Raw genomic sequence first — 23879 nt, 5'->3', positions numbered from 1 at the left:
GGTGGTCAGGAGAACGTGACGGCCGTGGCTGGGACTGTGCTTTCCGGTTCGTCGCCGAGGGACCATGCGGCTACTCGGGAGACCACCTGGGCCGGGACGTCGTCGCTGATGCCAGTGACAGCGGGGATGTCGTAGGTGCCGTGCGCGTCGTACGGGAGGACAACGCGGTAGCCGCGGGCGAGAGCGGTACGAGCGGTGGCCTGTACGCACATCTCGGACATGACGCCGCAGATCGCGATCGACCTCACGCCCGCCGCGATCAGGAGCTGACCGAGCGGTGTCGCGTCGAAGCCGTCGTCCCGGGGCTTGCGAATCACCTGCTCACGCGGTCCCGGCTTCACCGGCAGGTACAACTCCCAGCCCCGCGTCCCCGGCTCGTCGGCCGCGCCGGGCGCACCGTCGTTCTGCAGGTGCACAACGACCGCCCCAGCCTCCCGCGCACGGTCGAGCAGTTCGGCGGTCCGGTCCAGGAGACGATCGGCTCCGGGTACGGCGTTCTCGCCGGAGACGAAGGCCGATTGCAGGTCCACCAGGATCAGGGCGTCGACAGGGGCAACGGGGTCGGTCATGCCGCCATCCTTGCCTGTCGACGCAAGTGACCTCCAGCGGGTTTCTGTCGACGCGACATGGGATGCTGGCCGGGTGGCTGCTCGTAGGGGTTCCGCGCCCAAGCTGGGCGACGTACTGCTGGTGACCGGTGCCGAGGCGTTCCTCGCGGACCGGGCCGTCAAGTCGGCGATCGCCGCGGTGTCCAAGGAGGCGGCGTCCAAAGGCGAGGCCGACATCGAGGTGACGGACGTCGACGCGACCGGGCTGGACGTGGGGGTGTTCGCGGAGCTGACCGGGCCCTCGCTGTTCGCGAGCGAACGCGTCCTGGTCATGCGAGCGCTGGAGAACCTGCCGTCCGACATGGTCCCGCACCTGCTCGAGTACGCCGGGAGCCCGTCGGACGACGTACTGGTCGTGCTGGTGCACTCGGGCGGCCAGAAGGGCAAAGGCGTCCTCGACAAGTTGCGCAAGGCATCGGTCAGCGAGGTCGTGGCGACCGCGCCGAAGGCGTGGGAGTTGCCGCAGTTCGTGGCCGGGGAGATCCGGCTGCTCGGCGGCAGCGTGGACGAGCGGGCGTCCTCGGCGCTGGTCGACGCGGTCGGTCATGATCTGCGCGCGCTGGCGGGAGCCTGTTCCCAGTTGGTGTCCGACTCGGGCGGGCAGGCGGTTACGGCCGAGTTGATCGGGCAGTACTTCGGTGGTCGTGCGGAGGTGACGAGCTTCGCGGTCGCGGATGCGGCGATCGCGGGCCGGACCGAGCCGGCTCTGGAGCAGTTGCGGTGGGCGCTGGACTGTGGCGTCGCGCCGGTGCTGGTGACGAGCGCGATGGCGGGCGGTCTGCGCGGGTTGGCGAAGTTCTCGAGTGCCCCCGGCGGGCTTCGCGAGGCGGACCTGGCCCGGGAGGTCGGCGTACCGCCGTGGAAGCTGAAGCAGTTGAAGCAGCAGGTCCGTGGGTGGACCCCGGGCGGGCTGGCGACCGCGATCAAGGCGGTGGCTCAGGCCGACGCCGACGTGAAGGGTGCCTCAGGCGACGCCGGCTACGCCCTCGAGCGGATGGTCATCACCGTCAGCCGCTCCCACGGCCGCCGCTGACCGGACAGTCGGTCGGCCGAACGCCGGGCACCGCCGACCACGCGCGCCGAGCCCCGGGCGCGCGAACCGAGTCCGACCACGCGAGTCGAGGAGTGCCGGGCGCGCGAGCCGAGTCCGCCACGCAAGGCGAGGAGTGCCGGGCGAGCGGTAGAGGTTCGGGCACGCAAAAACGATCGGCCGGTCTCAGGACGGGCCGATCGTTGGCGGGCTGCCTCAGAGAGAGGCGGCCTTCTTGAAGATGGCCGACTTGCGGTTGGCGGCCTGGTTGGCGTGGATGACGCCCTTGCTGACGGCCTTGTCGAGCAGGCGGCCGGCCACGCGGGCGTGCTCCTGCGCCTTCGCGGAGTCGCCGGTCTCGGCGGCCTCGCGGAAGCGGCGCACAGCCGTCTTGAGGGTCGACTTCACCGACTTGTTGCGAAGTCGCGCAGCCTCGTTCTGGCGGTTGCGCTTGATCTGGGACTTGATGTTCGCCACGTGAGCAGAGCCTCGATCAGGAGTATGCGGTCATTAACAGGAAGGTGTCGCGCGCACGGCTGTACACCACCCGTGGGTGCGCGAAGAGCCAGATTACCAACAAGCCACCGTCAGCTCCAAACTCAGCCACCCCGGCGGCGACCTACGCGGCGAAATGCGGCGACGTCAGTCCACCTCTGCCGCGGCTTTGAGCCGCTCCAGGGTCACCCGGATCCCGCGCCGGTTGAGCCGCGTCCGATCCCCGAACACACGCTGAAACACCGTCCGCATCACCACCGGCCGACGGTCCGTCCACGACTCGGTCACCTCACACCCGTCGGCGGTCGCCGCGAACTCATAGGCCCACAGCGAGATCGGCACCGGCCCGAAGTGAATCCAGAACGCGAATCGCCGCCCCGGCTCAGCCTCCACCACCCGCCCCTGCGTGCCCCACCGCAGCGCACCCACCCGGTTGTGCCCGACAAACCGCGCCCCCACCACCGGCCCCGGCGTACCCGAGGCCCAACTCACCCGAGTGCACTCCGGACTCCACTCACCCATCCGAGGCAGATCACTGACCAGCCCGTAAAGCCGCCCCGCCGACGCCCCCACCGCAATGGATTCCGCCAAGTCCGCCATAAGTCTCCTCCGCCGACGCACATCCTGCCCGAGCGTGACATAGCGACTACCGGACGGCATACTCGGGCGCTCCGTCGCTCCCGGAGGAGATTTGTGTTTCGTCGTACGCCGATCGTCGTGGTCACTGCTCTTGTTGCGTCGCTGGCTGGTGTTCCGCTCATCGCCCGTGCGGCCAACGCGTTGCAGAGTGGTGAGACACCGGCGGCGGCTGATCCGCTGGTCAAGCGATCCGACACCGGCTCGTACATCGTCCAGCTCGATGACGCACCAGTGGCCGAGTATGGCGGTGACATCGCCGGACTGCCTGCCACACGCGTGCTGCCGGGCGGGAAGCTGGTGAAGACCGCCAGCCAGGTCGTCGGGTACGTCAAGCACCTGGCCGAGGAGCGCCAAACGCTTCTGGAGACGGTCCCCGGCGTGAAGAAGCTGTACGACTACAGCTACACGTACTCCGGTTTCTCCGCGCAGATGTCGTACGACGAAGCCGTCAAGCTGGCCAGGTCGTCCGGAGTGAAGAGCGTCGAGCCGAACGAGCTCCAAAGGCAGGACACCGTGGACACCCCACGCTTCCTCGGGATGTCCGGCACGGGTGGAGCTTGGCAGCAGGCCGGTGGGGTCGACCGGGCCGGCGACGGCGTGATCATCGGCGTCATCGACTCGGGCTTCGTCCCCGAGCGGGCGAGCTTCGCGCCGATGAAGACCAGCAAGCAGTCGGACGCGATCGTCGCGAAGAAGTGGAAGGGCACCTGCCAGGCCGGTGAGGAGGCGCCCGTCACCTGCAACAACAAGGTGATCGGCGCCCGGTACTTCGACAAGGGCATCGGCAGCCGCCCGATCGCGGAGGAGTTCAAGTCGCCGCGGGACTACGGCGGCCACGGCACCCACACGGCCAGTACGGCGGGCGGCAACCACGGCGTCGAGATGAGCGTCATGGGCCGGGACTACGGCAAGGGTTCCGGCATCGCCCCGCACGCGCGCCTGGCGATCTACAAGGTGCTGTGGGCCGTCGACCAGAGCGGTGGCGGCAGCGGCACCGACGCGGACATCGTGGCCGGTATCGATGCAGCGGTCGCGGACGGTGTGGACGTGATCAACTACTCGGTCTCCGGCTCCGGCTCGACGTACGTGAATGCGACAGGCCTGGCGTTCCTGCGGGCCGCGAAGGCGGGCGTGTTCGTGGCCACGAGCGCCGGCAACACCGGTCCGGGTGTCGGTACGGTCGGAAAGAACTACCCCTGGGTGACGACGGTTGCCAACGGCACCCATGACCGCGACATCCAGACCACCGTGACGCTCGGCGACGGCAAGACGTACACCGGCGCGGGCATCGGCGCCGGCACACCACAAGCACCCGTGACGCTTGCCAAGGACGCCGGACTCGCCGGAGCTGACCCGGCCACCCTCGCGCGCTGCCAGCCGGGCACGCTCGACCCGGCCAAGGTCAATGGCAAGATCGTCGTCTGCGACCGCGGCGTCAGCGATCGCGTGGACAAGAGCAAGCAGGTCAAGGCCGCCGGCGGCATCGGCATGATCCTGCTCAACATCACCCCGGGCACGCTGGACGCTGACCTGCACACGGTGCCGACCGTGCACCTCGACGACCAGATCGCGCCCGCGGTCACGGCGTACGTCGGCGGTACGGCGAACCCGACCGCCACGATCGGCCCCGGTACGCCGGTCCGCGTGACCGCACCGAAGGTCGCGACCTCGTCCAGCCGCGGACCGTCCCCGGCCGGCAACGGTGACCTGCTCAAGCCGGACATCATGGCGCCGGGCACCAATGTGCTCGCCGCGACGACCGCCTTCAGCGCGGCCGGTGGCGAGTACGCGTTCATGAGCGGTACGTCGATGGCGTCGCCGCACATCGCCGGCGCCGCGGCTGTGCTGAAGGGCAGGCACCCGGACTGGTCGCCGATGGCGATCAAGTCGGCGCTGCTGACCACCGGCACCGATCAGGACACCAGCGGCAAACCGATCCGCAACGAGTCGGGCTCAGAGGCCAACCCGTTCGGGTACGGCGCCGGCATGGTGCAGCCGGAGAAGGCGATGGACCCTGGCCTGGTCTACGACTCGTCGTACGCCGACTGGGCCAAGTTCGTCTGCGGCTCCGGCCAGGTGCCGGCGACGCACGAGCTGTGTGCAGGCGGCAAGATCGATCCGAGCGACCTGAACTACCCGACGATCGCGGTCGGAGACCTGGCCGGCAAGCAGACCGTGACCCGCACGGTGACGAACGTCGGCCAACTCCCTGAGATCTACGTTCCGAAGGTCGAAGGCCTGGCCAAAGTCAAGGTGACCGTGACACCGCGGATCCTGATCACGCTGCCCGGCCGCACGGCGACGTACAAGGTGACCTTCGAGAACACGGGTGCGCCGCTCGAGCAGTACTCGTTCGGCAAGCTGACCTGGAAGTCGAACCAGCATGCGGTGACCAGCACGCTGGCGATCAGGCCGCTCACGGTCAAGGCACCAACGCAGGTCACGGGGACCGGGACCGCAGGGTCGGTGCAGGTGCCCATCACGGCCGGGTACTCCGGCACACTCAACACGACCGCGGCCGGCCTGACGGCAGCGACCACCGCCGAGGCCGACCTGAAGAACCCGGGCGGGGTGTCGTTCCCGACCGCGAACCCGCAGGTCAACGACCACGTCGCCAAGTTCACCGTGAACATCCAGGCCGGCGTGAAGTACGCCAGGTTCTCGACGTTCGACGCAGACTACCCAGCCGGCACCGACCTGGATGTCTTCGTCTACAAGGCCGGCACGGCGGCGCTGCTCGGCAGCAGCACCGGCGGCTCGGCCGAGGAACAGGTCGACCTCGCGCAGCCCGCCGGTGGACCAGTGGACGTGTACGTCGACCTGTTCGGCGGAGCCAACGAGCAACAGGTCAAGCTCAACCACTGGGAGCTCCAGAAGTCCGAGGGCAACCTGACCGTCACCCCAGCCACTCAGCAGGTCCAGGTAGCCGGCCAGACCACGGTCACAGCCTCCTGGACCGGTCTGACCGCCGGCATGCGGTACCTCGGCCAGCTGCACTACTCCGACGGCGCTGACGGCTCCGGATCGACCGTCGTCCGGGTCGACAGCTGACATCGGCTCAGCACGCTGTCACATGCTGAGCCGATGTCCAGGGATCAGGGCTGTACTGCGGCGATGACCTCGTCGGGCTTGGCGGTCACGAGCGGCTTGCACTCGCCGGTCGCGACACCTCAGGACAGCCGCTCCCGTACCCAGTCCAGGTGGATCAGGGCGTGCTTGCGCTGCCAGGAGCGGATGGTCGGCAGGCCGGGTGGGGCCGGCTGGGCCGCACCCCACCACAGCCCGCCCGCGATGGCGGCCAGGAACCCGGTGATCCCCACATTGTCGGGCAGCTCAGGCAACCGGACCGACTCACGCATGTCCGCATGCAGGATGACCTCGTCGGTCCAGGGCGGCGCCAACGCTGCGTGTGCCCAGTCGATGAAGACCACCCGGTCGTCGGTGAGGATGATGTTGTCGGCCCGCAGGTCCCAGTGCGCCAGCGCTTTGCCCTCCGCCAGAGCCCGCAGCCCGATCCGCGACAGCTCCGCCAGCTCCTCCTCGCGTCCGCCCACCCAGTCGGGTACGTCGAGCCCGTCCGCGATGACGCTGTCCCACCGGCTCAGGAACTCCTCACTCCGTACGGCGGCGACCGGCGCCTGCAGCCACGGCGAAGGGTCGAGCGCTGCGGTCAGCTCGGCGAGAGCGTCCAGGACACGATCGGCCTCGTGCTGTTCCCACGGGTGGGACGGCAGCCAGCCCTCGATGTCCTCCAGGAGCAGCCCGACCCAGTCGCCATCGTCGTACACGTCGTACAGCGCCGGGGCCGTCGGCAACGGGCCGACGCCCTGGATCGCGGCGATCTCGTTGCGGAACAGCGTCGGGGTCTTCGGGTTGAGCGACGTACCGACGGTCTTGACGAAGGCGCGGCGGCCGGACGCGGTCACCAGGCGGGCGGCGACGCCGGGGGAGAACCCGCCCTGCTGGGTCGTGGCGGAGACCACCGCCGACCCGAGCGCGCGTTCGACCCACGCCCGCACACCGGCGGGCACCTCCTCGAAGGGCAACCGGACCCCAGCAGCGTGTGCCATGCCCACAAACGGTAGGTCGCCGGGCCCCGGACCGCTCGCGATTTTCGAATCCGCTGGCCCTGCATGGGATGATTGACCGATTGTCCGTCACCCGAGCTGAACTGGACCCCCTCCGTGCCCGCTGGCCCCACGACCGTGCCTCAGCCAGGTCGTACCGACCCGTCGCTGATCCGGAACTTCTGCATCATCGCCCACATCGACCACGGCAAGTCGACGCTGGCCGACCGGATGCTGCAGATCACCGGGGTGGTCGACGACCGCTCGATGCGGGCGCAGTACCTCGACCGGATGGACATCGAGCGGGAACGCGGCATCACGATCAAGTCGCAGGCGGTCCGGCTCCCGTTCGCGCCGAAACCGGACTCCCCGGGCGGCCTGCTCGCCCCGGACGGGACGACGTACATCCTGAACATGATCGACACGCCCGGTCACGTCGACTTCACCTACGAGGTGTCGCGGTCGCTGGAGGCGTGTGAGGGCGCGGTGCTGCTGGTCGACGCAGCCCAGGGGATCGAGGCACAGACGCTGGCGAACCTCTACCTCGCGCTGAGTGCGGACTTGCACATCATCCCGGTGCTGAACAAGATCGACCTGCCCAGCGCCCAGCCGGAGAAGTACGCGGCCGAGCTGGCCCACATCATAGGCTGCAACGCCTCGGACGTCCTGAGGGTGTCGGCGAAGACGGGCGAGGGCGTCGACGAGCTGCTGAGCGAGATCGTCGCCCAGGTCGAGCCGCCGAAGGGCGTCAAGGACGCGCCGCCGCGGGCCCTGATCTTCGACTCGGTCTACGACACCTACCGCGGCGTGGTCACCTACGTCCGGGTGGTCGACGGCGAGCTGACCCACCGGGACCGGATCAAGATGATGTCGACCGGCGCGGTGCACGAGATGCTCGAGGTCGGGGTGATCTCGCCGGAGCCGATGAAGACGCCGAGTATCGGTGTGGGTGAGGTCGGTTACCTGATCACCGGCGTGAAGGACGTCCGCCAGTCCCGGGTCGGTGACACCGTCACCGCGGCCGTGCACGGTGCGACGCAAGCGCTCGGCGGTTACAAGCATCCGCAGCCGATGGTGTACTCCGGGCTGTTCCCGATCGACGGCGACGACTACCCGACGCTGCGGGACGCGCTGGAGCGGCTGCAGCTGAACGACGCGGCCCTGCAGTACGAGCCGGAGACCTCGGGCGCGCTCGGGTTCGGGTTCCGCTGCGGCTTCCTCGGGCTGCTGCACATGGAGATCGTCCGTGAGCGGCTCGAGCGTGAGTTCGACCTCGACCTGATCTCGACCGCGCCGAACGTCGTCTACCGGGTCGAGATGGAGGACGGCAAGGAGCATGTCGTCACCAACCCGAGCGAGTTTCCGGAAGGCAAGATCGCCGAGATCTACGAGCCGGTGGTGAAGGCGACCATCCTCAGCCCCAAGGACTTCATCGGCGTGATCATGGAGCTGTGCCAGGCCAAGCGGGGCAACCTGCAGGGCATGGACTACCTGTCCGAGGACCGGGTCGAGCTCCGCTACACGCTTCCGCTGGCCGAGATCGTCTTCGACTTCTTCGACCAGCTGAAGTCGAAGACCAAGGGCTACGCGTCGCTCGACTACGAGCCGACCGGTGAGCAGGCCGCCGCGCTGGTCAAGGTGGACATCCTGCTGCAGGGCGAGACGGTCGATGCGTTCTCGGCGATCGTGCACCGCGACAACGCGTACTCCTACGGCGTCGCGCTGGCCGGCAAGCTGAAGGAACTGATCCCCAGGCAGCAGTTCGAGGTGCCGATCCAGGCGGCGATCGGGTCCCGGATCATCGCGCGTGAGTCGATCCGGGCGATGCGCAAGGACGTGCTGGCCAAGTGCTACGGCGGTGACATTACCCGTAAGCGCAAGCTGCTGGAGAAGCAGAAGGAAGGCAAGAAGCGGATGAAGATGGTCGGCCGGGTCGAGGTACCGCAGGAGGCCTTCATCGCCGCTCTGCGCACCACCGACACCGGGGAGAAGGCCAAGAAGTAGTGCCGGTCGAGATCCCCGCCGGGTTACTGGTCGTCGCGTCGCGAGGTCAGGACTGGGCGGACTGGCTGGATCGTTTGCCCCGGTTGACCCGCGAGCTGCTCGACGAGTGGCAGTTGCGCGTCGACGGTACGGCGGCGTACGGGAACTGTGCTCTGGTCGTCCCGGTGACGACGGCGGACGGGCAGCGCGCCGTACTGAAGGTGCAGTTCCCGCACTGGGAGGCGGAGACCGAGCATCTCGCGCTGCGGGCGTGGGCCGGGAACGGCGTGGTCCAGTTGCTGCGGGCCGATCCGCGGCGGTTCGCGTTGCTGCTCGAGCGGCTGGAACCGCGGGACCTGACCACGATCGATGCCCTCGACGCCTGCGAGATCGTTGGCAGCACCTACAAGCGGCTGCATGTCTCGGCCGGACCGCAGTTCCGGACGTTGTCGGGTGAGTTGAAGCGGTGGCTCGAGCGGTTCCGCCAGTTGCCCGCCTCGGCGCCGGTGCCGCATCGGTACGTCGAGCAGGCGATCGTGCTGTCCGAGGACTTCGTCGCCGACCCGGACACCGACGGCCGGCTGATCCACACCGATCTGCACTACGAGAATATGCTGGCAGCAGAACGCGAGCCGTGGCTGGTGATCGACCCGAAGCCGCTGTCCGGCGACCCGCACTTCGAGGTCGCGCCGCTGATCTGGAACCGCTGGGACGAGATCGTTGCCTCCGGCGACCTTCGGTTCGCGGTCAAACAGCGTTTCTACACGACGATCGACGCTGCCGGCCTGGACGAGGAGCGCGCCCGCGACTGGGTGATAGTCCGGCAGATGCTCAACGTCCTGTGGACGCTGGAGGATGCCGACGAGTCCCTGCCTCAAGATTGGCTCACCCGCAACATCGCGATCGTGAAAGCCATCCAGGACTAGAAATTCGGTGGAGACCGCACGCCGGGCGAGGGAGTATGCCCGGTATGCGGGTGCTGACGGTCAACGTTGTGGAGAAACTGATTCCGGGTCCGAAGGAGACCGGACTCACCGCCATCGACAAACGACCGCAGGCGGGCCGCGTACAGGTCGGCGAGCTCGGGCTGACCGGTGACAGGGTGTGTGACACCAAGAACCACGGCGGCCCGGACCTGGCGATCTACGCGTACGCCGACGAGGACGCGAACTGGTGGTCTGCGCAACTGGGCCGGGAGATCCCGACCGGTCTGTTCGGTGAGAACCTGCGCACCGAGGGCCTCGACATCACCGGCGCGTTGCTGGGCGAGACCTGGCGGATCGGTGCCGAGGTCGAGGTGATGGTCCGCGCGCCGCGGATCCCGTGCGTCACGTTCCAGCACAGGATGCAGGAGCCGCACTGGGTCAAGCGATTCCACCAGGCCGGCCGTCCGGGCGCCTATCTGAAGGTACTGCGGACCGGATCGATCGCTGCCGGTGATCCGGTCGAGGTGCTGAGCCGGCCGGAGCACGAGGTCACCATCGGCGTCATGTTCGGCCGGCAGGAACCGGAGAAGATGCAGCGGATGCTGGACTCCGGCGTCGATCTGATGGATGAGCTCCGTGAGACCGCGCAGCGCGTCGCGGCGCGCGCATGAGCGGCCTGCTGCCCGCACCTGGACCGCTTCGCCCGCTCGCACTGGCCACCCTGCTCAGCCGGGTCGGCAACGGGCTACTGATGACGGTCAGCGTGCTGTACTTCACCCGGATCGTCGGATTGTCCATCGCGCAGGTGGGTCTCGGGCTCACCGTCGCCGGGCTGTTCGGTCTGCTGTCGGCGGTGCCGATGGGGCATCTGGCCGATCGCCGGGGTCCGCGCACCCTGTTCGTCGTCCTGAGCCTGATGCTCTGCGGGGTGTCGCTGCTCTACCTGCTGGTGGACACCTTCTGGCAGTTCCTGATCGTGTCGATCGTGCTGACTGCCTTCGACCGGGGAGCGGGGGCCGTCCGGGGCGCTTTGATCGCCGCCATCACGCAAGGCGCAGGCCGGGTTGCCGCCCGTGCCTACCTGCGGGCGGTGACCAACATCGGCATCATGGCCGGCGCCGGAATCGGTGCGTTCGCCCTGCACTTCGACACAGGTACGGCGTACCGCCTGATGTTCGTGCTCGACGCGATGCTCAGTGCGATCGCGGCGTTCGTCGTACTGGCGGTGCCTGCTGTGGCACCGGTTGAACGAAGCGACGACGGACCGGTCTGGGTCGCCCTGCGCGATCGTGGGTATCTGGCGGTGGCCGCGCTGAACGCCGCGATGTCGATCCACTACGCCATCTTCGACGTCGCGATCCCGCTCTGGGTGGTGGACCACACCGAGGCGCCCCGCTGGATGGTCGCCGTGACGCTCATCATCAACACCGTGGTGGTCGCGCTCTTCCAGGTCCGGTCCTCGCGCGGGATCTCGGATCTGACCACGGCAGCGCGGGCCACCCGGACTGCCGGACTGTTGCTCCTGGCATCGATGATCCTGTTCGCCGGCGCCTCCTGGGGGAACGCCGCGGTCGCGGTCGGCCTGCTCGCCCTCGGTGCTCTGGTCCAGGTGGCCGGCGAGCTCCTGCAGTCCTCCGGCTCGTTCCTGCTCGGCTTCGAACTCGCCGGCGAGCACGCCCAAGGCCAGTACCAAGGCGTCTGGAACACCAGCATGTCCATCAGCACCATGGTCGCCCCAACCATCCTGGCCCTGCTCCCACTGGGCCTCGGAGTCCCCGGCTGGATCATCCTGGGCGTCTGGTTCGCCGTGGCCGGCGTCCTCTTCGTCCCCGTCGTCAGGTGGGCCGGCGCCCGGCGTACGGCTCAGTTGGTCAGGTAGCGGTGGATCGTGGCGGTTGCTTCGATGCAGCGCCACGTTCGGTCCTCGAGGATGTCGAGGCGCTCGTGCAGAGCACGTCTGACCTGGTCGGGGCGGCCCTGTGAGAGCTCGTCCAGGACGTCTCGAATCACGTCGAACCGCTGCCCGACGTCCCGCAGCAGCGCAACGACTGTCAACCGTCTCAACTGCTCCGGGCTGTAGATCCGGTACGCCGTGGACGCCTCGCGCTCCGGCTGCAGGAGCCCCTGCTGCTCCCAGAACCGCACCGCCGACGGCCTGACGCCGGCCATCGCGGCAGCTTCCGTGATCCGGAGGCGGCGGGTCCGCAGATGCGAGGTGGTCGGGCGAAGGGCTGACTCGATCGCGTCGAGTGCGGCCTGTGTACGGACGCGCTGATGGTCCAGGGTGGCGTGGGCGGCGTTGACCAGGTCGAGCACTGCCGTCCGGTCGCCCGCGTGGATCGCGCGCATGACGTCGAGGGCAGGCTGCCAGCCGTAGCCGGCGATCACGATGCGAGCGACCCGCAGGGCGTCGACGTGCTCGTCGGTGTAGCGGCGGTACCCGTTCGGTCCGCGCTCGGCCGGTGGCAGGAAGCCGACCTTCTCGTAGGTGCGGATCTGCGTGACCCCTAGGCCGGCCAACCGTGCAAGGTCGATCGGGCGCAAGTACTGCTTCGAGTCCAGATGAAGGCTTTTCGCCTTCTCAGCGCCTGAGGCACGCACCCAGATCCCTCCAAACCCTTCATCTTGCATCAGCTTTCTAGGTTGAGCCTATGAGTGTTGACGAGGCGAGGACAGTGTGGGTCGAGCGGCTGGGGATGCGGTACCGCGCACCGGTCCGCGCGGCCGGTCTGCGGGCGGCGCTCCGCTCGGTGGTACGCCGCGAGTACCGCGAGATCGACGCGGTGACGGACCTGACCTTCGGGCTGGCCGCGGGCGAGGTGGTCGGCTTCCTCGGGCCGAACGGCGCCGGCAAGACCACGACCATGAAGATCCTCGCCGGCATCCTGCATCCCACCACCGGAGACGTCCGGGTGCTGGGTTCCGAGCCGTGGCAGCGGCGCCGAAGCTATCTGCGAACGATCGCCCTGATCCGCGGGAGCCAGCCGATCGGCGGCCCCGCAGAGCTCACGGTCATGGACTCGCTCCGCTATCAGCAATTGCTGTACGAAGTGCCGCGCGAGGATTTCCGGGTTGCCGTGGACGAACTCGTCGAGCTGCTCGACATCAGCGCGCTGCTGCCGCGCCAGGTGCGGGCGTTGAGCCTCGGCGAGCGGATGCGGGCCGGCTTGGCGATGGCGATGGTCTACCGGCCCAAGGTCCTGTTCCTCGACGAACCGACGTTGGGACTCGACGTCTCGGCCGCCGCGACGCTCCGCCGGTTCGTCGCCGAGTACGCCGCCCGGACCGGGGCAACGATCCTGCTGACCAGTCACTACATGGCCGACGTGGAGGCGTTGTGCCGCCGGGTCATCCTGATCGACCACGGCCGCATCCGGTACGACGGCGACCTCGGCGCGCTGAGCATGACCCTTGCACCGGACCTCGTGGATCCGGCGCTCGACGTCGTACTGGACCGGTTGTACCGGGACGGGGCGCGGTGACCGGGCACACCCTTCGTCTGCTTCGGGCGGGGATCTGGCGCAGCTCGGTGGAGTGGTGGAGCTTCCGGTCCTTCGTGATCACGCTGGTGGCCGGCCAGACGGTGACACCGCTGCTAGGTCTCTTCGTCTGGTCGTCCGCCGTCCCCGGGAGCAGCGGCATCACGACGTACTACGTTGTCCTCCTCGCCGTTCAACTGGTGACGGTCTCGTTCGAGCACCACACGCTGGCGAACGCGATCTACGGCGGTGAGTTCGCGGCCGAACTGGTGAAGCCGCGGCCGGTGGTCCTCGATTTGCTGGCCACCAACCTCGCACTGCGGTTCTGGCATCTGCTCTTCGGCCTGCCGGTCATCGTGATCGTCGGTCTGTTCGCCGGCGTCTCCTTGCGTGGCCTCGATCTCCTGCTGGCGTTGCCTGCCGTCGTACTGGCCGCGGCGCTGCGCTTCGTCTTCACCTACACGCTGGCACTGTCGGCCGTGTGGATGCAGCGCGCGCACGGTGCGGTCGGGGTGGGGGAGACGTTGATCTTCCTGCTGGGTGGCACCGCGGCGCCTCTGACCTACCTGGTCGGTCCGCTCCGGGAGATCGGCGCCGTCCTGCCGTTCTGGTCGATGCTGGGTGCCCCGGCCGAGGTTGCCGCTGGCAACATCCGGGAGCCGCTCCAGCTCTACGCGACACAGGCCGGCTGGCTGGTCGCCTTCATCGTGATCGCCGTCGTCGTCTGGCGGCGCGCCGTCCGTCGTTTCACTGCCTTCGGAGGATAGGTGTTCAGGCTCATCAGGCTCTTCGGGGCGCTGTTCTCCCTGTCGCTGCGGCGCACCTTGGCGTTCCGCGCGGACATGTTCTTCGAACTCGTCACCACCTGCATCGGCGCTGCCGCCTCGCTCGCCGCTCTCGGCATGGTCTTCAGTCGCACGGCCTCGCTCGGCGGTTGGTCTGCGGGTGAGGCGACAGTACTGCTCGGCACGTTCCAGGTCGTCACCGGACTTCGCAGTACCTTCGTCGAACCGAACCTGGCGTGGTTCGGCGGCCAGGTGAAGAACGGGCAGTTCGACGCCGTGCTGCTGCAGCCGGCGCCGGCTATCTTCCTGGCCAGCTTCGGAGCCTTCGCGCCGTTGGCGTTGATCCAGGTCGGAGTCGGGCTGTGCATCGCGATCGGCGGGATCGCGCGGGCGGGCCTGACGATCACGTCGACCGGAGTTCTCGGCTGGCTCGTGGTGGTGGCCGCGGCGACCGTCGTCATGTGGGCGACGCGGTTGATGCTGGCGTCAGTGGTGTTCTGGGCGTTCGGGCTCGACCTCGATGTGCTGTACGACGCAGTCTGGCAATTCGCTCGGTATCCGGTCCAGATTTACAGCCCTGTACTGCGGGTCGCCTTCACCTACGCGTTGCCCGTGGCATTGATCGCCACCGTCCCGGTCGAAGCACTCATGGGCGGAGGCGTCGTTGCCGCAGTCGCTGTTGCCGGTGGCGCGAGCGGAATCGCCTGGCTGATCTGGCGCCGTGGACTCCGCCGCTACACCAGCGCCACGAGTTAGCGGGTGGGCTCCAGGTAGCCGAGGGCCGCGGAGATCTTGCGCGCGGCTTCGATCGCGGCGGGAGCCATCAGCGCCACCTGGGCGATGGATTGCTCCAGAGACAGGGTGGAGATGCTGACGGCGGCGATCGCCGTACCTGTGTGGTCGTGGATGACCGAAGCGACGCAGCGGATGCCCGGTTCGTTCTCCTCGTCGTCCAACGCGTAGCCGCGGGTGCGGACCTGGGCGAGGTCGGCCTTGAGCGCCGCCGCGGTCGTATGGGTCAGGGGAGTGCGGGCCGGCAGGCCGGTGCGGGTGATGTGCGCGTCGAGGGCCTCATCGTCCTTCTCGGCCAGCAGCGCCTTGCCGATGCCGGTGCAGTGCAGCCAGAACGCCTTGCCCACGCGAGACGGCATCCGGTACGGCTTCGGGCCGTCGAGACGAGCGACGTAGATCGCCTCGTCACCGTTGAGCAGGCCGACGTGCACCGTGCAGCGGGTCTGCGCGACGAGATCCGCGAGGACCGGCCGGGCGACGGTGGCCAGGTCGACGTTGGTGAGGGCGTGACCGGCCAGCCGGAGCGCTTTCGGTCCCGGGTGGTACGACCCGTCGTCGGCCTGGGCGACGAACTCGTGCTCCACCAGCGACGCCATGATCCGGTGCACCGTCGACTTGGCCAGGCCGGTCGCGTTCACGACGTCGGTGAAGCGCGAGTGCTCCAGGACGGCGTCCAGCACCATCAGCGTCTTGTCGATGGCCGAGGGCGAACTCATGTCGGTCATCCTGCCACTCCTCACGTCACCTCCTGCGCCGATCACCGGGCCAGCCAGCCACCGTCGACCGCGAGCACGTGCCCGTTGACGTAGTCGGCCGCCGCCGAGGCCAGGAAGACCGCGGCGCCGACCAGATCCTCCGCCCGCCCCCAGCGACCGGCCGGGATGCGCTCCCGGATGGCGGCATCGCGGGCAGGGTCCGCGCGCAGGTCGGTGGTGTTGTCGGTACTGATGTAGCCGGGTGCGATCGCGTTCACCTGGACCCCGGCCGGACCCCATTCGTTGGCCAGTGCCCGGGTCAGTCCCGCGACCGCGTGCTTACTGGCAGTGTAGGCCGGAACCCGGATCCCGCCCTGGAAACTCAGCAACGAGGCGATCGTGACGATCTTGCCGGTACGCCGTTCGGCCATCGCGGCACCGATCGGCCGGGTCACCGCCCAGGTGGAGTTGAGGTTCACGTCGATCACGTGCCGCCAGTCGGCGGTGCTGGTCTCGGCCGCCGGCCCGCGCCGGATCGTGCCCGCGTTGTTGACCAGGATGTCGATCCGCCGCGTCCGCGCCAGTTCGACCGCGGTTGCTTCGACCGCGTCCGGGTCGGCGAAGTCGGCGACGACAACCGTCGCCTCACCGCCGCCGTTCTGCTTGATCGCTTCGAGCGTCTCCTGGAGCGCCGCGTCGCGCGCCATCAGGATCAGCTCGGCGCCGGCCGCGGCGTACCCGGCCGCGATCGCCGCCCCGATACCCCGCCGGGCTCCGGTGACGAGCGCCGTACGCCCGCGGAGGCTGAACGGGTCAGCCGTCACCGCAGGTCCCGGACGTCGATGCCGTCCATGTCCCCGAACGCCTGGTTCTCGCCCGCCATCGCCCACACGAAGCTGTACGACGACGTGCCGGCGCCGGAGTGGATCGACCAGCTGGGCGAGATGATCGCCTGGCGGTCCGCGACCAGGAGGTGCCGGGTCTCCTCGGGCTCGCCGAGCAGGTGGACGATCCGCTCGGTCTCGGGCAGGCCGAAGTACAGATAGCACTCGGTACGACGGTCATGTGTGTGCGCGGGCATCGTGTTCCACGTACTCCCGGCGTGCAGCGTGGTGACGCCAAGCACAATCTGGCAGCTGCGGACGCCGTCGGCGTGGATGTACTGGTCGATCGTGCGGCGGTTCGCGGTCTGCTGGTCGCCGAGCTCGAGCCGGTTGCCTTCACCGGGATTGATCAATGTGGTCGGGAACTCGGTGTGCGCGGCGGCCGAGAAGAGGTAGAACGCCGCATCCGGGCCCTCGAAGACGACCTCGCGAACCCCACGGCCGGCGTACAGGCAGGCTCCGGTGGGCAGCTCGTACTTGGTGCCGTCCGCAGTGACTGTGCCCGGGCCGCCGACGTTGACGATGCCGGCCTCGCGGCGTTCGAGGAAGTACTCGCTGCGGAGTTCGGGCCAGGTGCCGAGCGTCAGCGGACCGGTCGCGGGGCGGGCGCCGGCCAGCACGATCCGGTCGTGGTGGGTGAGCACCGCGGTGACCGTGTCGGGCGTGAACAGATCGTCGACGAGGTAGTGCGAGCGCAAGGCGGCGGTGTCGAAGCCGGGCACCTGATCGGGATGGGTGGCATGCCTGATGCGGAGGGGCGGCTGAGCATTCACGGAACAAGGTTCTAATCGACGGAACCTCCTGTCAACCGTGGAACTGGACCGCGATAGGTTCCGGGTTCCGTGACTTGACACTCAGTTCTGTTCAGTGGAACCTTCCACTCACTCGCCCATCGCTGGTGCTGGCTGGGTTCTTCTCGCACACGATGGCGATGGTCGCTTCGGGCGCGAACGTGATCTCGTCCGTCATCACCCGCGACCTTGCGCCGGTGCTGGTGCCGAAGGCCCGCCGGCTGACCGATGCCGGGGCGCTGAAGTTCGCGCGGATCACACCACGCTGGTCGTCGCGTTGCCGCTGGCAACTTCCCTGGTGGTGTACGTCGGCCTCGGGCTGCTACTCCCGGAGCGTCGCCCGGAGGTGGACGACATGGTCGCGTCGCTGGACACCGACCCCGACGACGTCGCCGCGAGACGGGCCGCCGCCGTCGGCTGATGCCTGGAACACTGTCCCACAACACAGAACCGCCAACTCTCTGGAGAATCTGCATGCCGAACATCACCGTCGAGCTCCTGTCCGGCCGCACCCTCGACCAGCGCCGCGAGTTCGTCGCCGCCGTCACCGAATCCGCCATCGCCATCCTCGGCGCCAAGCGCGAGTCCGTCCGCATCGTGTTCACCGAGATCGAGAAGACCGACGTGGCCAACGGCGGCACCCTCGTCGCCGACGCCTGAGTGCCCGGCCCGGCGCCCTCCCCGCCCCAGGGCGCCGAGCCGGACCGCCAGCACTCACCAACGGCGACTGGTGAGTCCGGGAGTGGCCCGCCTGAGCGTGAACGCTCGCGCGGACCGCCCGTTGGTGAGTGCTGGAGGTCCGGTACCTGAAACTCACGCGCGACTCCACGGCTCACCTATTACTGTCTCGGGCATGCGAGTAGGTGTGTTCGGAGCCACGGGACAGGTCGGCAGTGTCATGCGGGAGCTGCTGGTCGAGCGGGAGTTCCCGGTGGACGACGTCAGGTACTTCGCGTCGGCGCGGTCGGCGGGGAGCACGCTGCCGTTCGGCGACCGCGAGATCACGGTGGAGGATTCGGCGACCGCGGACTTCGGTGGGCTGGATCTTGCCTTGTTCTCCAACGGGAAGACGGCCTCGAAGGAGTACGCGCCGAAGGTGGCCGCGGCCGGCGCTGTCGTGGTGGACAACTCGTCCGCCTGGCGGATGGACCCCGAGGTGCCGCTGGTGGTGTCCGAGGTGAACCCGGCCGATCTCGACCACCTCCCGAAGAAGATCGTCGCGAACCCGAACTGCACCACGATGGCCGCGATGCCCGTCCTCGCCCCGCTGCACCGCGAGGCGACGCTCACCCGGCTCATCGTCTCCACCTACCAGGCCGTCTCCGGCTCCGGTGGCGTCGGCGTCAGCGAACTCGAGGACCAGGCGAAGGCACTGATCGAGTACGGCGGCCGCCTGGCCCGCGGCACCGACGGCGTCACCCTCCCGGAGCCGAAGGTGTACGCCGGCCCGATCGCGTTCAACGTCCTCCCGCTGGCCGGATCGGTCGTTGCCGACGGCACCGGTGAGACCGACGAGGAGCAGAAGCTGCGGAACGAGAGCCGCAAGATCCTGCACATCCCGGAGCTCCCGGTGGCCGGAACCTGCGTCCGGGTGCCCGTGTTCACCGGCCATTCGCTCAGCATCCACGCCGAGTTCGCGGAGCCGATCACGCCGGATCGCGCCACCGAGATCCTCGGTTCCGCGGCGGGCGTCGTACTCGCTGACCTGCCGACGCCGCTGCTCGCGGTCGGCCAGGACCCGTCGTACGTCGGCCGGATCCGGCAGGACCAGTCCGTCCCGGACAACCGGGGGCTGGTGCTGTTCGTGTCGAACGACAACCTCCGCAAGGGCGCCGCGCTGAACGCCGTCCAGATCGCGGAGCTCCTCGCCCGGCGCTGATCGGAAAGCATTCGCTTGAATCTGCGGCCCTCCTGCGGAGGGGCGCGATGGACCAGCCGCGAGGATAGGGTGAGGTCTCCTTCGTGCGGAGGTGACCGAGCTGGAGCAAGGGGCTGTGATCGGATCCGCGGATCTGCGGTTCCGGTTGCTGGGGACGGTGGAGGTTCGGACCGCCGACGGTGACGTCGTTCCGCTGCCGTCACATCGTCCGGCGGTGCTGCTGGCCGCCCTGTTGCTGCGGCTGAACCGGACCGTGCGGGCCGACGATCTGGTCGACGTGCTCTGGGACGACGACGATCTCCCGACGAGTCCGCGGGCGGCGCTGCAGATCTACGTGTCCCGGTTGCGAGCCGCGCTGGGCGACACGGACCGGACGATGATCCAGACCGGCGACGGCGGCTACTCGCTGCGGGCGGACCCGTCCCGTCTCGACCTCGAGGTGTTCCGCGTGCTGGTCCGGCGTGCGGGCCAGACGACGGATCCCTCGGCCAGGGCCGAACTCCTCACCGAGGCCCTCGCGCTCTGGCGAGGCGAGCCGCTCGCCGGCCTCGACACGGGCGCTCTCACCCGAGAGATGACTCCGCGCCTCGTCGAGGAGCACCTCCGGGCGCAGGAGCTGTCGTTCGACGCCCGACTCGCCCAGGGGGCCGCGGCCGACGTCATCCCCGAACTCACCGAGCTGGTCCATCGATACCCGACCAGGGAGCGCTTCTGGGCCCAGCTCATGCGCGCCCATCACGCGGCCGGGCGGCAGGCTCTCGCGTTGTCGACGTACAGCGAGGTGTCGCGCCGGCTCCGCGATCTCCTCGGCGTCGGACCCGGTGCCGAACTCCAACGTCTGCATGCCGAACTGCTCGCCGCGACCGACACCGAGAGCATGGTCGTACCGCGGCAGCTGCCGTCCGTCGCACCGGCGTTCGCCGGCCGTACCGAGCACCTCCGGCAGCTTGACGACCTCCTGCCGGGCTCGCGGGTCGCGCTCGTCATCGGCCCGGCCGGAATCGGCAAGACCTCGCTGGCGATCCATTGGGCCAAGCAGGTCGCGGACCGCTTCCCGGACGGCATCCTGTACGCCGACCTCCTCGGCTACTCGCCCGCCGCGGTGCCGGCGGACCCGCACTCGGTGCTGCCCCGGTTCCTCGCCGCACTCGGAATCCCGGCCGACCGCCTCCCGGTGACCGCGGACGAACAGGTCGGGTTGTACCGCAGCCTGCTCGTCGACCGTTCGGTTCTCGTCGTGCTGGACAACGCCCGTACGGCGGAGCAGGTCCGGCCGCTCTCGGCCACCGGCGCGACCTGTATCACGCTCGTCACCAGCCGCAACGAACTCGCGGGTCTGGTCGCCACTGAGCAGGCCGAGCCGATCCGGCTGGACGTACTCGACCCGGACCAGTCGAGACAGTTGCTCGTGGCAAGAGTCGGTGAGCGGCGGTTGCGCGAGGATCCGGCCAGCGTCGACACCCTGATCGACCGCTGCGCCGGTCTTCCGCTGGCCCTGTCGCTGCTCGCGGCCCAGATTGCGCTGCGGCCGCGGCGAGAGCTGATGTCGTTCGTCGAACTGGTCAACGAGGCGCCGCTCGACGCGCTGGCGACCACCGACGGAGTCGACGTACGGACGATCTTCTCCTGGTCCTACCGGCAGCTGCGGCCCGAGCTGGCGCGGATGTTCCGGTTGCTGGCGCAGCATCCCGGCAGCGAGATCACCACGGGTGCGGCCGCCGCGTTGGCCGGTACGCCAATCCGCGACGCCCGGAACATGATCGCCGTACTGGTGGCCAATCATCAGCTGGTCGAGATCACACCGGATCGCTATGTTCTGCACGATCTGCTGCGGACGTATGCGCGTGAGCTGTGCGAGCCCGACGAGGCTGCCGAAGCGTTCACGCGGTTGCTCGGCTATCTGGTGCACACCGGGTTCGCTGGAGCGTTACTCCTCGCTCCGAGCCGGGAGCCGGTCGCGTTGCCGGAGCTCGATCCGGCGGTGGAGCTCGTGCTGCCGGCCAGTCGCGACGAGGCGTTCGCCTGGTTCGACTCGGAGCAGCCGAACAATCTCGCCGTACTGCAATCCGCGGCCGGGCCGGCCGATCAGTGGCTCTGGCTGTATGTGTGGGCGATCGCGGACTATCTCGACTTCCGCGGCCGGTCCGGGTACATGGAGGCCGAAGGGCTGGCGCTCGAGGCGGCCGTGCGGCTCGGTGACCTGCGCAAGCAGGCCCAGTCGCGCCGCGACCTGGCCCGCGGCCACATGGCGATGCGGGAGTGGGACGACGCCATCCGGCATCACGAACTCGCCCTGGGGATCGCGGAGGAGCTCGACGACCAGCCCGCCATCGCGCACGGGTCGCTCAGCCTGGCCCGTGTGCTCACCAGGATGGGAAAGCATCGGGAGGCGATCGAGAAGACCGTCCGGGCGCTGCGGATCTACGAGCAGACCGGGCACACCGACGCGCGGGGGACCGCGCTCAACAACCTCGGCTGGTACTACGCGCAGCTCGGCGAGTACGAGGCCGCGGTCGACTATGCACAGCAGGCACTGAAGCTCTTCCAGGAGCAGGACTCGGAGTACGGGCGTGCCGTCGTCAGCGACACGATGGCCTTCGCGCTGGCCGCGGCCGGACGGCTCGACGACGCGATCGCCAGCTACACGACCGCGGTCGACATCGTGCGCGCGCAGGGCCGTCGGCTGGAGACGGCCGAGTGCCTGATGGCGCGGGCCGAGGTAGAGGAGCGAGCCGGGTACGACGACGCGGCCCACGCCAGCTGGACCGAGGCGTTGGAGATCCTCGAGGCGCTCGATCACCCCGATGCCGAGGCTGCTCGGCACGCCCTGGATCAGCAGCGGTTGAACGGACAGTAAGACTGGAGGCACCGGCCGTAGGTACCTGTTACCTGTTGCGGAAACGTAATGCAGAAGGCTGACGTGGGTACGCGAGTGCCCATGGTCAGCGGTGCCCGGTACCGATTACTCTCCGGTTACTTGACCCCCGATGGAGGCCAGTTATGACGCCTGTCGCCGATTCCGGCCAGCTCGCGCTGCTCAGCAACCGCAAGGACACGATGGCCCAGATGTTCCTGGACCGGGTCGCCGCGACTCCCGACCGAGAGGCCTTCCGGTACCCGTCGGGTGACTCCTGGACGTCGGTCAGCTGGCGCGACATGGACGGACTGGCGCGCCGCCGCGCGGCCGGCCTGGTCGCCCTCGGCGTCCAGCCCGAGCAGCGGGTCGCGATCGCGTCCAGCACCCGGATGGAGTGGGTCGAGTGCTACCTGGCCGCTGTCCTCGCCGCGGCCGCGACGACCACGATCTACCCGACCACGATGTCCGTCGACGTCGCGTTCATCATCGCGGACGCCGACGTACAGGTCGTCTTCGCCGAGGACGCGGCTCAGGTGGACAAGCTGCGGGAGCGCAAGGCGGAGATTCCGTCGGTGCGCAAGGTGGTGCTGATCGACGGGGAACCATTGGACAGCGATGGAGACTGGGTTATCAGTCTTGCCGCGTTGGACGCGCTGGGTGCGGACGAGATGGACGCCGTTGACGGCCGGATCGCCAAGGTCAAGCCAGAAGATCTCTGCACGCTGATCTACACCTCCGGCACCACCGGCCGACCGAAGGGAGTGCGGCTGCCGCACTCGGTGTGGACGTACGAGGGCGCCGCCGTCGAGGGGATGCGGGTGCTCAGCCCGGACGATCTGCAGTTCCTCTGGCTGCCGTTGTCGCACGTGTTCGGTCAGGTGCTGCTCGCCGTCCAGTTCCAGCTCGGGTTCGCCACCGCGATCGACGGGCGGATCGACAAGATCGTCGAGAACGCCGCCATCGTCCAGCCCACGTTCATGGCCGCGGCACCGCGGATCTTCGAGAAGGCGCACGGCCGGATCGTGACGATGATCGCGTCCGAGGGTGGGGCGAAGGCCAAGCTGTTCGACTGGGCCTTCGGAGTCGGCGCTCGCGTGTCCGCGTTGCGCCAGCAGGGCAAGGAGCCGGGCGGTCTGCTCGGGGCGCAGTACGCCGCCGCGGACCGGCTCGTGCTGTCGAAGATCCGGGCTCGTTTCGGTGGACGGATCCGGTTCTTCGTGTCCGGGTCGGCGGCGCTGGACAAGAAGCTGGCGGAGTGGTTCCACGCCGCTGGGCTGCTGATTCTCGAGGGGTACGGGCTGTCGGAGACGGCGGCCGGGGCCACGCTGAACCGGCCCACGCAGTACCGGCTCGGCAGTGTGGGTCCCGCGTTCCCCGGCACGCAGTTCAAGATCGCCGAGGACGGCGAGATCCTGATCAAGGGCGACGGCGTGATGAGCGGGTACCACAATCAGCCTGAGCAGACGGCCGAGGTGATCGATGCCGACGGGTGGTTCCACACCGGGGACATCGGGCACTTCGAGGACGAGTATCTGTTCATCACCGACCGGAAGAAGGACCTCTTCAAGACGTCGGGCGGCAAGTACGTCGCGCCGCAGGTGATCGAGGGCCGGTTCAAGACGATCTGCCCGTACGCGAGCCAGTTCGTTGTCCATGGCAACAAGCGGAACTTCGTGTCGGCGTTGGTGACGCTGGATCCTGATGCGGTCGTCGGGTGGGGCGCCGCCAACGGTCTTGGTGGACGGTCCTATGCGGAGATCGTCAGCTCGGATGCGGCTCGGGTGATGGTGCAGGGGTACGTCGACGAGCTGAACGCCGGGCTGAACCGGTGGGAGACGATCAAGAAGTTCACGATCCTGGAGCGTGATCTGACGGTCGAGTCCGGTGAGATGACGCCCAGCTTGAAGCTGAAGCGCAAGCACGTCGAGAACGAGTACGCCGAGGTACTGGACAAGATGTACGAGTAGTC

Annotated in this window: 22 protein-coding genes; 14 read left to right on the top strand and 8 right to left on the bottom strand. The window is 68.6% G+C overall.

The features are described from left to right. Nucleotides 1–5 precede the first annotated feature (5 nt). On the bottom strand, nucleotides 6–569 hold the full coding sequence (locus ACIBG5_RS29760; RefSeq protein ID WP_396394791.1) for an isochorismatase family protein: 564 nt from the start codon (nucleotides 567–569) through the stop codon (nucleotides 6–8). 73 nt (nucleotides 570–642) lie between these two features. Between ACIBG5_RS29760 and holA the strand changes: the two genes are divergently transcribed. Continuing rightward, nucleotides 643–1641 (top strand): DNA polymerase III subunit delta, encoded by a 999-nt coding sequence (gene holA, locus ACIBG5_RS29755; RefSeq protein ID WP_360447224.1) that lies wholly within the window; start codon nucleotides 643–645, stop codon nucleotides 1639–1641. 213 nt (nucleotides 1642–1854) lie between these two features. Here holA and rpsT read toward each other — a convergent pair whose 3' ends face one another. Together rpsT and ACIBG5_RS29745 are read right to left on the bottom strand one after the other, a co-directional pair. Next, a complete protein-coding gene (gene rpsT, locus ACIBG5_RS29750) occupies nucleotides 1855–2115 on the bottom strand; it encodes a 30S ribosomal protein S20 (protein WP_360447226.1) in 261 nt (86 codons plus the stop codon). A 165-nt stretch (nucleotides 2116–2280) separates the two neighbouring features. Continuing rightward, the gene (locus tag ACIBG5_RS29745; protein WP_396394790.1) at nucleotides 2281–2733 is read right to left on the bottom strand and encodes an SRPBCC family protein; all 453 of its coding nucleotides are present in this window, start codon (nucleotides 2731–2733) and stop codon (nucleotides 2281–2283) included. 93 nt (nucleotides 2734–2826) lie between these two features. On the opposite strand from ACIBG5_RS29745, the gene ACIBG5_RS29740 reads away from it, so the two are divergent. Then, on the top strand, nucleotides 2827–5823 hold the full coding sequence (locus ACIBG5_RS29740; RefSeq protein ID WP_396394789.1) for a S8 family serine peptidase: 2997 nt from the start codon (nucleotides 2827–2829) through the stop codon (nucleotides 5821–5823). A gap of 119 nt (nucleotides 5824–5942) precedes the next feature. Here the strand turns inward: ACIBG5_RS29740 and ACIBG5_RS29735 are convergent, their stop codons facing one another. Beyond that, nucleotides 5943–6842 carry a hypothetical protein gene (locus ACIBG5_RS29735; RefSeq protein WP_396394788.1) on the bottom strand — a complete coding sequence of 300 codons (900 nt, stop codon included), beginning with the start codon at nucleotides 6840–6842 and terminating at the stop codon, nucleotides 5943–5945. A gap of 114 nt (nucleotides 6843–6956) precedes the next feature. Here ACIBG5_RS29735 and lepA point away from each other — a divergent pair, with 114 nt between their 5' ends. Genes lepA through ACIBG5_RS29715 form a run of 4 tightly spaced genes read left to right on the top strand, consistent with a single transcriptional unit; the run spans nucleotide 6957 to nucleotide 11627 of the window. Continuing rightward, nucleotides 6957–8843 carry a translation elongation factor 4 gene (gene lepA, locus ACIBG5_RS29730; RefSeq protein ID WP_396394786.1) on the top strand — a complete coding sequence of 629 codons (1887 nt, stop codon included), beginning with the start codon at nucleotides 6957–6959 and terminating at the stop codon, nucleotides 8841–8843. Beyond that, nucleotides 8843–9748 carry an aminoglycoside phosphotransferase family protein gene (locus ACIBG5_RS29725; protein WP_396394785.1) on the top strand — a complete coding sequence of 302 codons (906 nt, stop codon included), beginning with the start codon at nucleotides 8843–8845 and terminating at the stop codon, nucleotides 9746–9748. Before lepA ends, ACIBG5_RS29725 begins: the two co-directional genes overlap by 1 nt. 44 nt (nucleotides 9749–9792) lie before the next feature. Further along, a complete protein-coding gene (locus ACIBG5_RS29720) occupies nucleotides 9793–10419 on the top strand; it encodes an MOSC domain-containing protein (RefSeq protein WP_396394784.1) in 627 nt (208 codons plus the stop codon). Further along, complete coding sequence (locus ACIBG5_RS29715; RefSeq protein ID WP_396394783.1) at nucleotides 10416–11627, top strand: MFS transporter; 1212 nt, start codon at nucleotides 10416–10418, stop codon at nucleotides 11625–11627. The genes ACIBG5_RS29720 and ACIBG5_RS29715 overlap by 4 nt, the downstream gene beginning before the upstream one ends. Here ACIBG5_RS29715 and ACIBG5_RS29710 read toward each other — a convergent pair. After that, nucleotides 11612–12268: a MerR family transcriptional regulator gene (locus ACIBG5_RS29710; protein WP_396394782.1), complete on the bottom strand. Its 657-nt coding sequence runs from the start codon at nucleotides 12266–12268 to the stop codon at nucleotides 11612–11614. The two genes, ACIBG5_RS29715 and ACIBG5_RS29710, sit on opposite strands and share 16 nt — an antisense overlap. 131 nt (nucleotides 12269–12399) lie before the next feature. On the opposite strand from ACIBG5_RS29710, the gene ACIBG5_RS29705 reads away from it, so the two are divergent. Genes ACIBG5_RS29705 through ACIBG5_RS29695 form a run of 3 tightly spaced genes read left to right on the top strand, consistent with a single transcriptional unit; the run spans nucleotide 12400 to nucleotide 14768 of the window. Next, complete coding sequence (locus ACIBG5_RS29705; RefSeq protein ID WP_396394781.1) at nucleotides 12400–13230, top strand: ATP-binding cassette domain-containing protein; 831 nt, start codon at nucleotides 12400–12402, stop codon at nucleotides 13228–13230. Beyond that, nucleotides 13227–13994: an ABC-2 family transporter protein gene (locus ACIBG5_RS29700; RefSeq protein WP_396394780.1), complete on the top strand. Its 768-nt coding sequence runs from the start codon at nucleotides 13227–13229 to the stop codon at nucleotides 13992–13994. Before ACIBG5_RS29705 ends, ACIBG5_RS29700 begins: the two co-directional genes overlap by 4 nt. Beyond that, nucleotides 13995–14768, top strand: a complete 774-nt coding sequence (locus ACIBG5_RS29695) for an ABC transporter permease (protein ID WP_396394779.1) — start codon at nucleotides 13995–13997, stop codon at nucleotides 14766–14768. Here ACIBG5_RS29695 and ACIBG5_RS29690 read toward each other — a convergent pair. Genes ACIBG5_RS29690 through kduI form a run of 3 tightly spaced genes read right to left on the bottom strand, consistent with a single transcriptional unit; the run spans nucleotide 14765 to nucleotide 17156 of the window. Continuing rightward, on the bottom strand, nucleotides 14765–15529 hold the full coding sequence (locus tag ACIBG5_RS29690) for an IclR family transcriptional regulator (RefSeq protein ID WP_396394778.1): 765 nt from the start codon (nucleotides 15527–15529) through the stop codon (nucleotides 14765–14767). The genes ACIBG5_RS29695 and ACIBG5_RS29690 overlap by 4 nt on opposite strands. 32 nt (nucleotides 15530–15561) lie before the next feature. Then, nucleotides 15562–16323: an SDR family oxidoreductase gene (locus ACIBG5_RS29685; RefSeq protein ID WP_396394777.1), complete on the bottom strand. Its 762-nt coding sequence runs from the start codon at nucleotides 16321–16323 to the stop codon at nucleotides 15562–15564. After that, nucleotides 16320–17156: a 5-dehydro-4-deoxy-D-glucuronate isomerase gene (gene kduI, locus ACIBG5_RS29680; RefSeq protein ID WP_396394776.1), complete on the bottom strand. Its 837-nt coding sequence runs from the start codon at nucleotides 17154–17156 to the stop codon at nucleotides 16320–16322. Before kduI ends, ACIBG5_RS29685 begins: the two co-directional genes overlap by 4 nt. 295 nt (nucleotides 17157–17451) lie before the next feature. On the opposite strand from kduI, the gene ACIBG5_RS29675 reads away from it, so the two are divergent. From ACIBG5_RS29675 to ACIBG5_RS29655, 5 genes are all read left to right on the top strand, one after another. Next, entirely contained in the window at nucleotides 17452–17595 is a 144-nt protein-coding gene (locus ACIBG5_RS29675; protein WP_396394775.1) for a hypothetical protein, read from the top strand. Between the two features lie 53 nt (nucleotides 17596–17648). After that, nucleotides 17649–17834: a tautomerase family protein gene (locus ACIBG5_RS29670; protein WP_393391369.1), complete on the top strand. Its 186-nt coding sequence runs from the start codon at nucleotides 17649–17651 to the stop codon at nucleotides 17832–17834. Nucleotides 17835–18027: 193 nt separating this feature from the next. After that, the gene (locus tag ACIBG5_RS29665; protein ID WP_396394774.1) at nucleotides 18028–19053 is read left to right on the top strand and encodes an aspartate-semialdehyde dehydrogenase; all 1026 of its coding nucleotides are present in this window, start codon (nucleotides 18028–18030) and stop codon (nucleotides 19051–19053) included. Between the two features lie 91 nt (nucleotides 19054–19144). After that, nucleotides 19145–21910, top strand: coding sequence for a BTAD domain-containing putative transcriptional regulator (locus ACIBG5_RS29660; protein ID WP_396394770.1), 2766 nt, complete (start codon nucleotides 19145–19147; stop codon nucleotides 21908–21910). Nucleotides 21911–22053: 143 nt separating this feature from the next. Beyond that, nucleotides 22054–23877 carry an AMP-dependent synthetase/ligase gene (locus ACIBG5_RS29655; RefSeq protein ID WP_396394769.1) on the top strand — a complete coding sequence of 608 codons (1824 nt, stop codon included), beginning with the start codon at nucleotides 22054–22056 and terminating at the stop codon, nucleotides 23875–23877. The last annotated feature ends 2 nt before the right edge of the window (nucleotides 23878–23879 follow it).

The sequence above is a fragment of the Kribbella sp. NPDC050241 genome, assembly GCF_044459685.1.
GTDB lineage: Bacteria > Actinomycetota > Actinomycetes > Propionibacteriales > Kribbellaceae > Kribbella.
Note: the sequence above shows the minus strand (reverse complement) of the source record. Positions and strands in the feature narration are given on the sequence as shown.